We start from the raw sequence: 12,665 nt of genomic DNA on the forward strand, positions 1-12,665 counted from the left end.
CGCGCGCAGCGGCTCGGCCGCCCTGCTCAGCGGCTCGGCCGAAGCCGGTTCCGCCGCCGCGGGCTCGGCGGCCGAACTCGCCGCCTGCGCGCTGCTGGAAGCGGTCATCCCGCTGCCGATCTGCCTGCTGCTGGTCTGACCGGGTACGGCACGGGCCTGCCACCAGAACTGCGGTCTGGTCCGTGCCGACTCCCCCGGCGAGGATTCCGCCATGCACAAGATCTTCCGCCTCACCGCCGCCACGCTGGCTCTCACCGCCGCCCTCGCCTGCGGAACCGCCTCCGCCCAGACCCCGGTCGCCACCCCCGACGCGGGCTCCTCGGCGGCCTTCAACTCGGTGATGTGCGCCCTGCTCGGCATCAGCAGCGAACACAACATCTTCTGCACCGGCGTGATCATCGGCTGACGAAGCCAGGCGCCCGGCCCGACCACCCTCCCCGAGGGCACTCGATGCTCGTTCGCACACTGACCACCTCGACCGCCGCGCTGGCCGCCCTCGCCCTGCTCGGCGCCGGCGCCGCGACAGCCGAATCCCCGGCACCGACCACGGTCGGCGCCGACATCGCCAGCGGCTCCGATGCCGTCCCCACGATCTGCAATACCGGGCCCGTCGGCTGACCCGCCCGGAACACGACAGTGGCCCGTCGACCGGTCGGTCGACGGGCCACTGTCGTGAGTATCAGTAGCGGTAGTGGTCCGGCTTGTACGGGCCTTCCACGTCCACGCCGATGTACTCGGCCTGATCCTTGGTGAGCTTGGTCAGCGTGCCGCCGAGGGCCNGTGGTCCGGCTTGTACGGGCCTTCCACGTCCACGCCGATGTACTCGGCCTGATCCTTGGTGAGCTTGGTCAGCGTGCCGCCGAGGGCCTCGACGTGGATCCGCGCGACCTTCTCGTCGAGGTGCTTGGGCAGCCGGTAGACCTCGTTGTCGTACTCCTGCGGCTTGGTCCACAGCTCGATCTGCGCGATGACCTGGTTGGAGAAGCTGTTCGACATCACGAACGACGGGTGGCCGGTCGCGTTGCCCAGGTTCAGCAGGCGGCCTTCCGAGAGCACGATGATCGACTTGCCCGAGTCGAAGGTCCACAGGTCGACCTGCGGCTTGATCTCGAGGCGGGTCGCGCCCGAACGCTCCAGCGCGGCCATATCGATCTCGTTGTCGAAGTGACCGATGTTGCCGAGGATGGCCTGGTCCTTCATCGCCTTCATGTGCTCGAGGGTGATGATGTCCTTGTTGCCCGTCGAGGTGATGACGATGTCGGCGTTGCCGATCGCCTGCTCCACGGTGACCACGTCGTAGCCGTCCATCAGCGCCTGCAGGGCGTTGATCGGGTCGATCTCGGTGACCTGCACGCGCGCGCCCTGGCCGGCCAGCGACTCCGCGCACCCCTTGCCGACATCGCCGTAACCGCAGATCAGCACCTTCTTGCCACCGATGAGCACATCGGTGCCCCGGTTGATGCCGTCGATCAGCGAGTGGCGGGTGCCGTACTTGTTGTCGAACTTCGACTTGGTGACCGAGTCGTTGACGTTGATCGCCGGGAACACCAGCTCACCCGCGGCGGCGAACTGGTACAGCCGCAGCACGCCGGTGGTGGTCTCCTCGGTGACGCCCTTGACCGAGTCGGCGATGACACTCCACTTGGTCTTGTCGGCCTCGAGGCTCTCGCGCAGCAGGTTGAGGAACACCTTGTACTCGGCCGAGTGGTCGGCGTCCTCGGGCGGCACCACGCCGGACTTCTCGAACTGCGCGCCGCGCAGCACGAGCATGGTCGCGTCGCCACCGTCGTCGAGGATCATGTTCGCGGGCTCGTCCGGCCAGGTGAGCATCTGCTCGGCCGCCCACCAGTACTCCTCCAGCGTCTCGCCCTTCCAGGCGAAGACCGGGGTGCCCTTGGGCTCGTCGACGGTGCCGTTGGGCCCGACGACGATGGCCGCGGCCGCGTGGTCCTGGGTGGAGAAGATGTTGCACGACGCCCAGCGCACCTGTGCGCCGAGAGCGACGAGCGTTTCGATCAGGACGGCGGTCTGCACCGTCATGTGCAGCGATCCGGAGATGCGCGCGCCCGCGAGCGGCTGCACATCGTGGTATTCGCGGCGCAGAGCCATCAGGCCGGGCATCTCGTGCTCGGCGAGGCGGATCTCCTTGCGGCCGAATTCGGCCAGCGAGAGATCTGCCACCTTGTAATCGATGCCGTTGCGAACGTCAGCGGTCAGCTCGGTGCGCGCGGGAAGTTCTGAGGTCGTCATCAGCCTCTCCTGGTAGTCAGTACCGAGGCAAGGCTACCGCGTGTGGGCTCGCAGGTTTCCCGGTCCTCGACGGGCGGCGGTCAGGCCGCGGCGCGGTATCGGGCCAGCAAACGCCGCTCCTTGGGCGGGGCGACATTGGCCAGCGACAGGTCGCCGCCGTAGTGGGCGGCCACCTTGGGGTCCATCACCGCACGCCACAGCGGCGGGACGGCCGCCAACAGCAGCATCGTGGCGTAGCCGGCGGGCAGCTGCGGCGACTCCTCGGTCGAACGCAGGGTCTGGTAGCGGCGGCCGGGGTTGGCGTGGTGGTCGCTGTGACGCTGCAGATGGAACAGGAAGATGTTGGTGACCAGGCGATCACTGTTCCAGCTGTCGCGCGGGGAGCAGCGCTCCCAGCGGCCGTTGGGCTTGCGGGCCCGCAGCAGTCCGTAGTGCTCGACATAGTTGACGGCTTCCAGCAGCCCGAAGCCGATGACGGCCTGCAGGACCAGCCACGGCGCGATCGCGGGCCCGAAAGCCAGCAGCAGCGAACCGAACAGCACCGCGCTCATCGACCACGCCTGCAGGATGTTGTTCTTGGTGCTCCACCAGCCGCGCCCCTGCCTGGCCAGGCGCGCGCGCTCGAGCTGGATGGCCGACCGGAAGCCCCCGATCACGCTGCGCGGCAAGAACTCCCACAGCGACTCCCCCAGCCGGGCACTGGCCGGATCGTCGGGGGTGGCGACCCGGGCGTGATGGCCACGATTGTGCTCGACGAAGAAGTGCCCGTACCCGGACTGGGCGAGCGCGATCTTCGACAGCAATCTTTCAGCACTCTCGACCCGGTGGCCCAGTTCGTGGGCGGCGTTGATGCCGATCCCGCTGACGAAGCCGACGGTGGCGGCCAGTCCGAGCTTGTCGATGACGTCGAGTTCGTCGCCCGCCCACATCGCGCAGGCGATCACCAGGCCGATCAGCTGAACCGGCAGGAACAAATAGGTGCACCACCGGTAGTACCGATCGGCGGAGAGCGCCTCGTAGTCCTCGTCGCGCGGATTGTTGCCGTCCTCGCCGACGATCCAGTCCAGGACCGGAATGGCGATGAGCACGATCACGGGTCCGATCCACCAGAGCACTTCCGCCTTGGTGTGGTACACGAGTTGGGAAGGCAGCAGCGCCGACGCCGGAGCGATCAAGCCCAAGGCCCATAGATACCGTTTGGGATCACGAAATCCCCCCGGTTTGCCAACCGTTTGCACGCACGCTCCGCTGTAAAAAAACTAATCGCCGACCGATGTGAATACTGACAGACCGTAGGCGCGTTACACAGAGTCACGGCGCCAAACGTGGTGACGGTTACATGGTGGCGAATCAGAGCCGATCAAGCGCGGTCGTGATCGCCGTCACCGATCGGGGCCCGGACGCCGCGTACCTGCACGATCGCTTCGACGTACGGACTCAGCAGCGCGCTCATCTCGGCGGGCGCGTCCCGCTCCGGCACCGGCGGATTGGGGATGTAACTCAGCGCGATCCGCACCAGGGCGTGCGCGAGCACGTCGGCCTCCGCGTCGGTGGCGTCGACCCAGCTGCGCTGGAAGACCACGGCCAGCCGCGCGGTGGCGTGCTCGAGCAAGGGGCCCGCGTCGAGGGTGATCAGGCGCAGCAGGTCCGGCTTCATCTCCCCGGCCAGCAGCGAGCGCACCAGCGGGTCGGCCGCGGCCGCGAGGAAGAACCCGGTCATGCCGACCCGGATAGCGGCGCGGGCGTCGCCGACATTGTCGTCGAGCGCCTCGCGCACGTGGTCGACGAGCTCGTCGGCCAGCCGGAGCGCGTAGGCCTGGGACAGACCCGCGCGCGACCCGAACTCGTTGTAGAGCGTCTGCCTGCTGACCCCGGCGCGCGCCGCGACATCACCGAGCGTGATCTTGGACCAATCACGCTCGGTGAGCAGTTCGCGCATCCCGTCCAGGACGGAGGTGCGTAGCAGTTCCCGCGCGGCCTCCTGGTACGGGATGCGCGGTCCGGTGCGCGGCGTGCCCGCGACGCTCACGAACGTTCGATCTCGACCATGAAGAAATCGGACTTGGCCGCGCCGCAGTCGGGGCAGGTCCAGTTGTCCGGGATGTCCTCCCACTTGGTGCCGGGGGCGATGTTGTCATCGGGCCAGCCCTGCGCCTCGTCGTATTCGAACCCGCACTGCACACACTGGTAGAGCTTGTACTCGGTCACCGCGATACTCCTACCGCCTCGAAGTCGATCTTCTCCCGCACCCCGCAGTCCGGGCAGCACCAGTCGTCGGGAACCGACGCCCAGGGCGTGCCGGCCGGAAATCCCTCGCGCGGGGCTCCTTTCGTTTCGTCGTAGACATAATCACAGACCGGGCAGCGATACGCACTCATGCCTGGCCCTCCTGTCCGTACCGGGCGAGCACCCGCTCGCGACGCTTGGGTTCGATGTTGGCGCGGGTGACGTCGCCCGAGTAGTGCGCGAGCACGCGCTTGTCCATGACCTTGCGCCAGATCGGCGGGAAGTAGGCGATCAGGATCATGCTCGCGTAGCCGCTGGGCAGGTTCGGCGCACCGTCCCAACTGCGCAGCGTCTGATAGCGACGGGTGGGGTAGGCGTGGTGGTCGCTGTGCCGCTGCAGGTGGTACAGGAAGATGTTGGTGACGATGTGGTCGCTGTTCCAGCTGTGCTCGGGCGCGGGCCGCTCGTAGCGCCCGGTGGCCGTCTTCTGCCGGACCAGGCCGTAGTGCTCGAGGTAGTTCACCGACTCGAGCAGGCTGAAGCCGACGACGGCTTGCAGGATCAGATACGGCAGCACCTCGATGCCGAAGATCGCGATCAGGCCCAGCCACAGCACCACCGACATCGCCCAGGCGTTGAGCACGTCGTTGCGCAACGTCCACGGGCTCTTGCCCAGCCGATGCAGGCGTTCCTTCTCCAGGTGCCAGGCCGAGCGGAAGCTGCCCCACACGGTGCGCGGCCAGAACGCCCAGAACGTCTCGCCGATGCGGGCGCTGGCCGGGTCCTCCGGCGTCGCGACGCGGACGTGGTGGCCGCGGTTGTGCTCGATGTAGAAGTGGCCGTAGAACGACTGGGCCAGCGCGATGCGCGCGAGCCAGCGCTCCAGCTCGACCTTCTTGTGGCCGAGTTCGTGCGCGGTGTTGATGCCGATGCCGCCGATCATGCCGACGCTGATCGCGATGCCGATCTTGTCGACCACGTTCGCCCCGCCGGGGAAGCCGAGCCAGTGCAGGTTCGGCGCGGTGATGATGTAGCAGGCGAAGATCAGTGAGGCGTACTGGAACGGCAGGTACAGGTAGGTCAGGTACCGGTAGTACTTGTCGTTCTCCAGGTACTCCATCACCTCGTCGGGGGGATTGTCGCCGTCGGGACCGAAGAACAGGTCCGCGATCGGGATCACGATGTACACCAGCACCGGTCCGAGCCAGAACGGCACTTCGGCCAGGCGATGCCAGCCGAGCTGATTGAGGCCCCAGATCAGGGGGATCGCGATCGTGAACAATCCGGTCGGGGCGAACAGGCCCCACAACCAGAGATAGCGCTTGGAATCGCGCCACTGCGGGGGCGCCACCCGCTGTTCGGACGCGTTGGCATCTGTCGACATCGTCGTCTCCATCCTGCGACACAGCTCACATCTGTGATGTGCGTAACCCTCTGTCACAGACGATAGGTCCCGATGTGTCCGGCGTCTAGACAAATTTGCAGATTTGTAAAGCTGCAACAGTCGGATAACGGAACAGCGACCGCGCCCACCTGGGGCACGATCGCTGTCATCGCAGGTCAAAGACTGATTCAGAGCCCTAGACGCCCACCAGCAGAACATCGGCGCCGGCCGGTAGCCCGGACACCGGCCACCACCGCAGATCCGTCGATTCGGCACTGCGGACCGGCACCGCGCCCGGCGGGGCGACGATCTCGAACAGCAGGTCCAGATGCCGCGTCGGCACCCCGAGCGAACAGGTGATCGGGTGCGCCTGCGCGCCGTACAGTCCCGGCGTCAGCCGCAGGTCCGCGATGCCCGACTCCTCCACCGCCTCGCGCAGCGCGGCGTCGGCGACGGTCTCGTCACCGGGCTCGCAGTGCCCGCCGAGCTGGATCCAGCGACCCACCCGGGGATGCAGCGTCAGCAGGATCTCGCTGCGGTCGTGCGAGAGCACGATCGCCGAGGCCGTGATGTGGCCGGGCGCGTGCTCGCGCAGGCACCCACGCGGCGCCGAACCCAGGAACGCCAGCATCGCCTCGCGCAGCGATCGGTCCTGGCCGGACTCGGGCCGCCAGTCGGTCAGCAACTCGGTGGCCGAGGCGTGCAGGGACTCCGCGCTCACAGTTCGACCAGGCCCGCGCCCGGCGAGCCGACCGTACGCGGCGCGGGTTCGTCGAGCGGTACCCCGATCGCGATGGCGCCCAACGGCATCCAGTCCTCGTCCAAGCCGAGCACCTCGCGGACGAGTTCGGGCGCGAAGATCGTCGACCCGATCCAGCAGCTGCCAAGGCCGTCGGCGGCCAGCGCCACCAGCAGCCCCTGCACCGCGGCGCCGACCGCGACGGTGAACATCGTCTGCTCGGCGGCCTGGCGGCGGGCGTCGGGATAGTCGTGCGCGCCGTCGGGCACGCAGAACGGGATGATCACCTCGGGGGCGTCGAACAGGATGCGCCCCCGCGCGACCCGGCGCTCGACGCGCTCGGAATCGAGTCCGTCGGCGGTGAGGTCGGCCCGCCACCGCTCGGCCATGGCCTCGAGCAGCTGCGCGCGCAGCTTGGGCTTGCGCAGCCAGACAAAGCGCACCGGCCGGGTGTGGTGCGGCGCGGGCGCGGTGAGCCCGACCGCGACGGCGGCCCTGATCCGTTCCGGGTCGACCGGCTCGTCGGCGAAGGCCCGGACCGAACGCCGCAGCGGCACCGCCTCTTTGCGGCCCTTCTCGATCGCCTCGGCGGTGCCGAGCCAGAACAGGTCGTCGACGCCGCCGCGCAGCAGTGCCGCCGCGCTCGACCCGTCGTCGTCGGTCGCCAGACCGCGCACCACCGCGACCGGGACGCCGCCGAGCTTGCCCTTGACCAGATCGGCGGCGGCCGCGAGTTCGTCGGCCACGGCCACCTGGGTGACGTGCAGTTCGTTGCCCTGCCCGTCGACGGCGCCCGCGTAGTCGTGCAGCACGCGCAGCCCGGCCGCGCCGATCGCGGCGTCGATCTGGCCGTTGCGCCAGGCCCGGCCCATGGTGTCGGTGATGACCACGGCCACGTTCACCCCGAGCCGCTGCGCCAGCGCGGCGCGCAGCGCCTTGGCACTGCCGTCGGGATCGGTGGGCAGCAGCACCAGTTCGCCCTCGGCCACGTTCGAGCCGTCGACGCCGGAGGCGGCCTGCACGATGCCGAGCCGGTTCTCGGTGATCAGGGTGCGGCCCTTGCGGGCGAGCACCCGCACCGCCTCCTCGTCGACCAGCTTGCGGCGCGCGGTGTCGCGCTCCTCGGGATCGGTCGGCGCGGCGACGATACGGCCCTCGGCCTTGGAGACGATCTTGCTGGTGACCACGACGACGTCGCCATCGGCCAGCCACGGCGCCTGTGCGGCAAGGTGTTCGGCGAGGTCGTCGCCGGGCCGGAACTCCGGCAGGCCGGTCACCGGCAGGATCCGCAGCTCGTCGGCCGCGTGGTCGGGCAGCACGCTCACGGCTGCGTCCTCACGGCCCGCTCGGGCGCCCTCCGTGGTTACGCGGGCTGCCTCCTCCGGGCGCTGACCGATCATGCCGGGACTCCTGCCAGTTCCAGTGCGGCGCGGGCCATTTCGGCCGTGGCCTCGGGGTCGGTCATCAGCAGCGGCACGCTGCGGACCTCGACGCCGGGGACCTCGGCGGTGTCGGTGGAGTGCACCAGCCAGCCGTCGAGGATGCCGGTGGCCGAGCGGGCGCCGTAGTGCCGCCCGATCGCCTCGGCGGTGGATTCCACGCCGATCACCGTCAGGCACTCATCGGCCATGCCGCGCAACGGCTTTCCGTCGATCACCGGCGAGAGGCCGATGACCTTGGCCGCGGTGGTGCGCAACGCGCCCCGGATACCGGGCACGGCGAGGATCGCGCCGATGCTCACGACGGGGTTCGACGGGGCCAGCAACACGGCGTCGGCGGAAGCTATGATTTCGGTCACATCGGGGGCCGGGGAGGCTTGTTCGGCGCCGATCGAGGCAAAGGAATGAGTCGGGAGCGCCGCGCGGTACCGCACCCACCATTCCTGGAAGTGGATCGCGCGACGTTCGCCGGCGTTGTCGGGATCGCTGACGACGACGTGGGTTTCACAGCGATCGTCGGTTGCCGGGATCAGGCGCACGCCCGGCTGCCACCGATTGCACAGCGCTTCGGTGACCGCGGACAGCGGATATCCGGCGCGCAGCATCTCGGTGCGGATGAGGTGGGTGGCGATGTCACGATCGCCCAGGCCGAACCAATCGGGCTGGGCGTTGTAGGCGGCCAGCTCCTCTTTCGCGTGCCAGGTCTCGTTCGCGTGGCCCCACCCGCGCTCGGTGTCGATGCCGCCACCGAGGGTGTACATGCAGGTGTCGAGGTCGGGACAGATGCGAAGCCCGTGCATCCAGACGTCGTCGCCGACGTTGACGATGGCGGAGATGTCGGCGTCGGGCAGCAGCTGCCTGACGCCTTGCAGGAACCGTGCACCGCCGACGCCGCCGACCAGAACGGCGATCTTGGGCTCGCGCACCGCGTGTTGTGCAGTCACAGGGTCACAGCCTATGCGGTGGCGGTTGCCGATTGATTTCGCGGCGAATTCCAGCAAAGTTGCTGGTCATTTGCCACAGCACATAACAAGATCAAAACGAAAGGCGGGTGCGGAGTGTAACGGAAGGGTGACGGCGGGTTGACCACCGGCGAGTGCGGCGTGTCTAATCACAGACATGTCATTCCGGTCACCGCGAGAAGGCATAGCGCGGGGGCGTTTGCGAGAGGGTGTTGGCTCGCCGGAAGACAGGTTCGGGGAAGCCCGCGAGACTACGTCGCGGTGTTCGGCCGCCGGGGTTCGTGTTGGCCCGGCGGAAAGAATCATTCTGCGCTAACACATAGTGAGGAGGCGGAACGATGACCGAAAACATGGTCTCGCCGACCGATTCCACAGCAGGCGCAGCTCACGCTGTCTGCGCCGACACGAGCTGGCCGGAACCGGACGTGGTAAGCGAAGTCGCGGCTCCCCGGCTGAGTCTGGTCGTCACGGGCTTCGACGAAATGTTCGAGTCCATCGAAGAGCAGTGGCAGGAGCGCGCGCTGTGCGCTCAGACCGACCCCGAGGCGTTCTTCCCCGAGAAGGGCGGCTCGACCCGTGAGGCCAAGCGCATCTGCCTGGGCTGTGAAGTACGCGATCAGTGCCTGGAATACGCACTGGCGCACGACGAGCGTTTCGGTATCTGGGGCGGTCTCTCGGAACGAGAGCGTCGCAGGCTGAAGCGCGGAATCGGTTAAGAGAATGTTCGAAAGTAGACTCTGAGGCTCCAGCCCGGAGCACGCAGGCGCAGTACGTCGGTGCTTCGGGCGCACGCCCAGTAGTCGCGCCGTCCCCAGGCTCGACGGGCACGACCCGGTGCACGCGAGAAAGGTGGACGACTCCCATGGCACGTTCCCGCCGTCACACCCCGGCGCCCACCGCACGCTCGGTCACCCGCCGCGGCCGCGGTGTCCGTGGCCCCATGCTCCCGCCCACCGTTCCCGCGTGGCGCACGAGGGGCCAGAAATTCGACCGGCTGGTGCTCGAGGCCTTCGCCCCGCTGGACACCCGCTGGCACGATCGCCTCACCAAACTCGACATCGCCGTCGACGACGTACCGAAAATCCGTCCGCTGCACCCTGATTCGGTCACCTGGCCGGACGAGGTGGTGGCCGACGGACCGGTCCCGCTGTCGCGGCTGATCCCCGCGGGCGTCGACCGGCACGGCGCGGCCACCCGCGCCAGGGTGGTGCTGTTCCGCAAGCCGCTGGAACTGCGCGCCGCCGATCCCGACGATCTCGTGGAACTGCTGCGCGAGGTCCTCGTCCAGCAGATCGCGACCTATCTCGGTGTCGACCCGGACCTGATCGATCCCGAGCCCGAATAACGACCCGCCGACAACGGGACGTATCACCGCGTGTCCGTATCCACTTTTGCGGGCCGGAGGGCTAATCTCGACGTCGTGATCCCCATGCGTCGTTGCTGCCGACCCGGCTGCAAGAACCCGGCTGTAGCGACGCTGACGTATGTGTACTCCGACTCGACCGCCGTCGTCGGACCGCTGGCCACCGTCGCCGAACCGCATTCCTGGGATCTGTGCGAAACCCACGCCTGCCGCATCACCGCGCCCAAGGGCTGGGAGCTGGTCCGCCACGAAGGCGGATTCTCCTCGAGCACACCCGACGACGACGATCTGACCGCGCTGGCCGAGGCCGTGCGCGAAGCGGGCCTGCGCCGTCGCCCCGCCGACGCCGACCAGCCCGGCTACCGGGACAGCGCGCCCCCGCCGTCGCGGACCACCCGCACCGGCCGCCGCGGCCACCTGCGCGTCCTGCCCGATCCGTAGGCCTCGGCAACCCACTCATCGCTCGAGGATCCGGACAACTCACCGACCACGTCCCAGTCCGTCCGTCATCACGCAGGACCTGTCGCGAACCGTCGCGCTACCGGACCTGTACGGCCTCAGTCGCGGAGAGGCGGATAGGGTGAGACTCATGACGACTGTCGCGCGCTCTGGCGAACTCGTGAACGCCGTGATCAAGGCTTATGACGTCCGCGGGGTGGTGGGCGAACAGATCGATGCGGGATTCGTCAGGGATGTGGGCGCGTCCTTCGCCCGGCTGATGCGCGCCGAGGGCGCGACCCGGGTCGTGATCGGCCACGACATGCGCGAGTCCTCCCCCGAGCTGTCGGCGGCCTTCGCCGAGGGCGTGCGGGCCCAGGGCCTCGATGTGGTGCACATCGGCCTGGCCTCGACCGACCAGCTCTACTTCGCCTCGGGCAAGCTGAGCTGCCCCGGCGCCATGTTCACCGCCAGCCACAATCCGGCCCGCTACAACGGCATCAAGCTGTGCCGCGCGAACGCGCTGCCGGTCGGCCAGGACACCGGGCTGGCCACCATCTCGGCCGAGATCATCGCCGGGGTCCCCGCCTTCGACGGCGCGGCCGGCACCGCCACCACCACCGATCTGCTCGCCGACTACGCGAGCTTCCTGCGCGAGCTGGTGAACCTCGACGACATCCGCCCGCTGACCATCGCGGTCGACGCGGGCAACGGCATGGGCGGCCACACCGTGCCCGCCGTGCTCGGCACACTCGGCCCGGTCACCATCGTGCCGCTGTACTTCGAACTCGACGGCTCGTTCCCCAACCACGAGGCCAACCCGCTGGACCCGAAGAACCTGGTCGACCTGCAGGAGCTGGTGCGCCGCAGCGGCGCCGACATCGGCCTGGCCTTCGACGGCGACGCCGACCGCTGCTTCGTCGTCGACGAGCGCGGCGAGCCGGTCTCCCCGTCCGCGATCACCGCGCTGGTCGCCCAGCGCGAGCTCGCCAAGGAGCCGGGCGCGACGATCATCCACAACCTGATCACCTCGCGGGCGGTGCCCGAACTGGTCGAGGAGCTGGGTGGCAAGCCGGTGCGCACCCGCGTGGGGCACTCGTTCATCAAGCAGGAGATGGCCTCGGAGGGCGCGGTCTTCGGCGGCGAGCACTCCGCGCACTACTACTTCCGCGATTTCTGGGGCGCCGATTCGGGCATGCTGGCCGCGCTGCACGTGCTGGCCGCGCTGGGCGAGGGTCAGCGTCCGGTCTCGGAGCTGATGGCCGCCTACGACGTCTACGCGGCCTCCGGCGAGATCAACTCGACCGTGGCCGACGCCGCCGAGCGCACCGCCGCGGTGCTCGCCGCGTTCGCCGATCGGACCGTCTCGGTGGACCGCCTCGACGGCGTGACCGTCGACCTGGGCGAGCACGCCTGGTTCAATCTGCGCGCCTCCAATACCGAACCGCTGCTACGACTCAACGTCGAAGCCGGATCGCAGGCCGAAGTAAACGCACTCGTGACCGAGATCCTGAGCATCGTTCGCGCCTGACTGGGAAAATGGAACCAGTACCGGTGGAATCAGACGTCGGGAGCACGGCGTCGGACGAGGCAAACGGCTCTGTTCGACACCGAGATCCCGAGCATCGTTCGCGCCTGACTGGGAAAATGAAACCAGTACCGGTGCTGACTGGAATAGTGGAATCACAGACCTGGTATTCGCCGACGGCTCGCCGGCAGACGACACAGCGCGATGAGGGGAGGTGGGATCGGCGATGATCGCTGGCACACCCGTATTCGACCTCGACGATGCCGCGTCGCTGGAGGCGGCCGACACCGGTGGCGCCTTGCGTTCGGCGGCTTCGGGCGGCGCGCAGGTGCGCGC

General features: G+C 68.5%; 15 protein-coding genes. 6 read left to right on the plus strand and 9 right to left on the minus strand.

Annotation, left to right across the window (positions count from 1 at the left end; genetic code table 11):
• The first annotated feature begins 211 nt into the window (after nt 1-211).
• Both V8688_RS28435 and V8688_RS28440 read left to right on the plus strand, forming a co-directional pair.
• Entirely contained in the window at nt 212-406 is a 195-nt protein-coding gene (locus tag V8688_RS28435; protein ID WP_218718631.1) for a hypothetical protein, read from the plus strand.
• A gap of 44 nt (nt 407-450) precedes the next feature.
• Nucleotides 451-618 carry a hypothetical protein gene (locus V8688_RS28440; RefSeq protein ID WP_342802088.1) on the plus strand — a complete coding sequence of 56 codons (168 nt, stop codon included), beginning with the start codon at nt 451-453 and terminating at the stop codon, nt 616-618.
• A 141-nt stretch (nt 619-759) separates the two neighbouring features.
• On the opposite strand, the gene ahcY is transcribed toward V8688_RS28440, so the two are convergent.
• The 9 genes from ahcY to cofD form a co-directional block, all read right to left on the minus strand.
• Nucleotides 760-2,250 carry an adenosylhomocysteinase gene (gene ahcY / locus V8688_RS28445; RefSeq protein WP_342802089.1) on the minus strand — a complete coding sequence of 497 codons (1,491 nt, stop codon included), beginning with the start codon at nt 2,248-2,250 and terminating at the stop codon, nt 760-762.
• Nucleotides 2,251-2,330: 80 nt separating this feature from the next.
• Nucleotides 2,331-3,425: an alkane 1-monooxygenase gene (locus tag V8688_RS28450; protein WP_316575898.1), complete on the minus strand. Its 1,095-nt coding sequence runs from the start codon at nt 3,423-3,425 to the stop codon at nt 2,331-2,333.
• A 185-nt stretch (nt 3,426-3,610) separates the two neighbouring features.
• A complete protein-coding gene (locus tag V8688_RS28455; protein WP_308248482.1) occupies nt 3,611-4,279 on the minus strand; it encodes a TetR family transcriptional regulator in 669 nt (222 codons plus the stop codon).
• Entirely contained in the window at nt 4,276-4,458 is a 183-nt protein-coding gene (locus tag V8688_RS28460) for a rubredoxin (RefSeq protein WP_189026616.1), read from the minus strand. Before V8688_RS28460 ends, V8688_RS28455 begins: the two co-directional genes overlap by 4 nt.
• Nucleotides 4,455-4,628 (minus strand): rubredoxin, encoded by a 174-nt coding sequence (locus V8688_RS28465; protein WP_218718627.1) that lies wholly within the window; start codon nt 4,626-4,628, stop codon nt 4,455-4,457. The genes V8688_RS28460 and V8688_RS28465 overlap by 4 nt, the downstream gene beginning before the upstream one ends.
• The gene (locus V8688_RS28470; protein WP_218718626.1) at nt 4,625-5,860 is read right to left on the minus strand and encodes an alkane 1-monooxygenase; all 1,236 of its coding nucleotides are present in this window, start codon (nt 5,858-5,860) and stop codon (nt 4,625-4,627) included. The genes V8688_RS28465 and V8688_RS28470 overlap by 4 nt, the downstream gene beginning before the upstream one ends.
• Nucleotides 5,861-6,056: 196 nt before the next feature.
• Nucleotides 6,057-6,581 (minus strand): NUDIX domain-containing protein, encoded by a 525-nt coding sequence (locus tag V8688_RS28475; RefSeq protein ID WP_218718625.1) that lies wholly within the window; start codon nt 6,579-6,581, stop codon nt 6,057-6,059.
• Nucleotides 6,578-7,924 (minus strand): coenzyme F420-0:L-glutamate ligase, encoded by a 1,347-nt coding sequence (locus tag V8688_RS28480; RefSeq protein ID WP_342802090.1) that lies wholly within the window; start codon nt 7,922-7,924, stop codon nt 6,578-6,580. The genes V8688_RS28475 and V8688_RS28480 overlap by 4 nt, the downstream gene beginning before the upstream one ends.
• 71 nt (nt 7,925-7,995) lie before the next feature.
• Nucleotides 7,996-8,982: a 2-phospho-L-lactate transferase gene (cofD, locus tag V8688_RS28485; RefSeq protein ID WP_342802091.1), complete on the minus strand. Its 987-nt coding sequence runs from the start codon at nt 8,980-8,982 to the stop codon at nt 7,996-7,998.
• A gap of 500 nt (nt 8,983-9,482) precedes the next feature.
• Between cofD and V8688_RS28490 the strand changes: the two genes are divergently transcribed.
• From V8688_RS28490 to V8688_RS28505, 4 genes are all read left to right on the plus strand, one after another.
• On the plus strand, nt 9,483-9,716 hold the full coding sequence (locus V8688_RS28490) for a WhiB family transcriptional regulator (protein WP_133733920.1): 234 nt from the start codon (nt 9,483-9,485) through the stop codon (nt 9,714-9,716).
• A 146-nt stretch (nt 9,717-9,862) separates the two neighbouring features.
• Nucleotides 9,863-10,345, plus strand: a complete 483-nt coding sequence (locus tag V8688_RS28495) for a metallopeptidase family protein (RefSeq protein ID WP_218718623.1) — start codon at nt 9,863-9,865, stop codon at nt 10,343-10,345.
• A gap of 75 nt (nt 10,346-10,420) precedes the next feature.
• A complete protein-coding gene (locus tag V8688_RS28500) occupies nt 10,421-10,804 on the plus strand; it encodes a DUF3499 domain-containing protein (protein WP_218718622.1) in 384 nt (127 codons plus the stop codon).
• Nucleotides 10,805-10,952: 148 nt separating this feature from the next.
• Nucleotides 10,953-12,332, plus strand: coding sequence for a phosphomannomutase/phosphoglucomutase (locus V8688_RS28505; RefSeq protein WP_316575902.1), 1,380 nt, complete (start codon nt 10,953-10,955; stop codon nt 12,330-12,332).
• Nucleotides 12,333-12,665 lie beyond the last annotated feature (333 nt).

The organism is Nocardia sp. No.11 (assembly GCF_038752175.1).
Classification (GTDB): domain Bacteria; phylum Actinomycetota; class Actinomycetes; order Mycobacteriales; family Mycobacteriaceae; genus Nocardia; species Nocardia canadensis.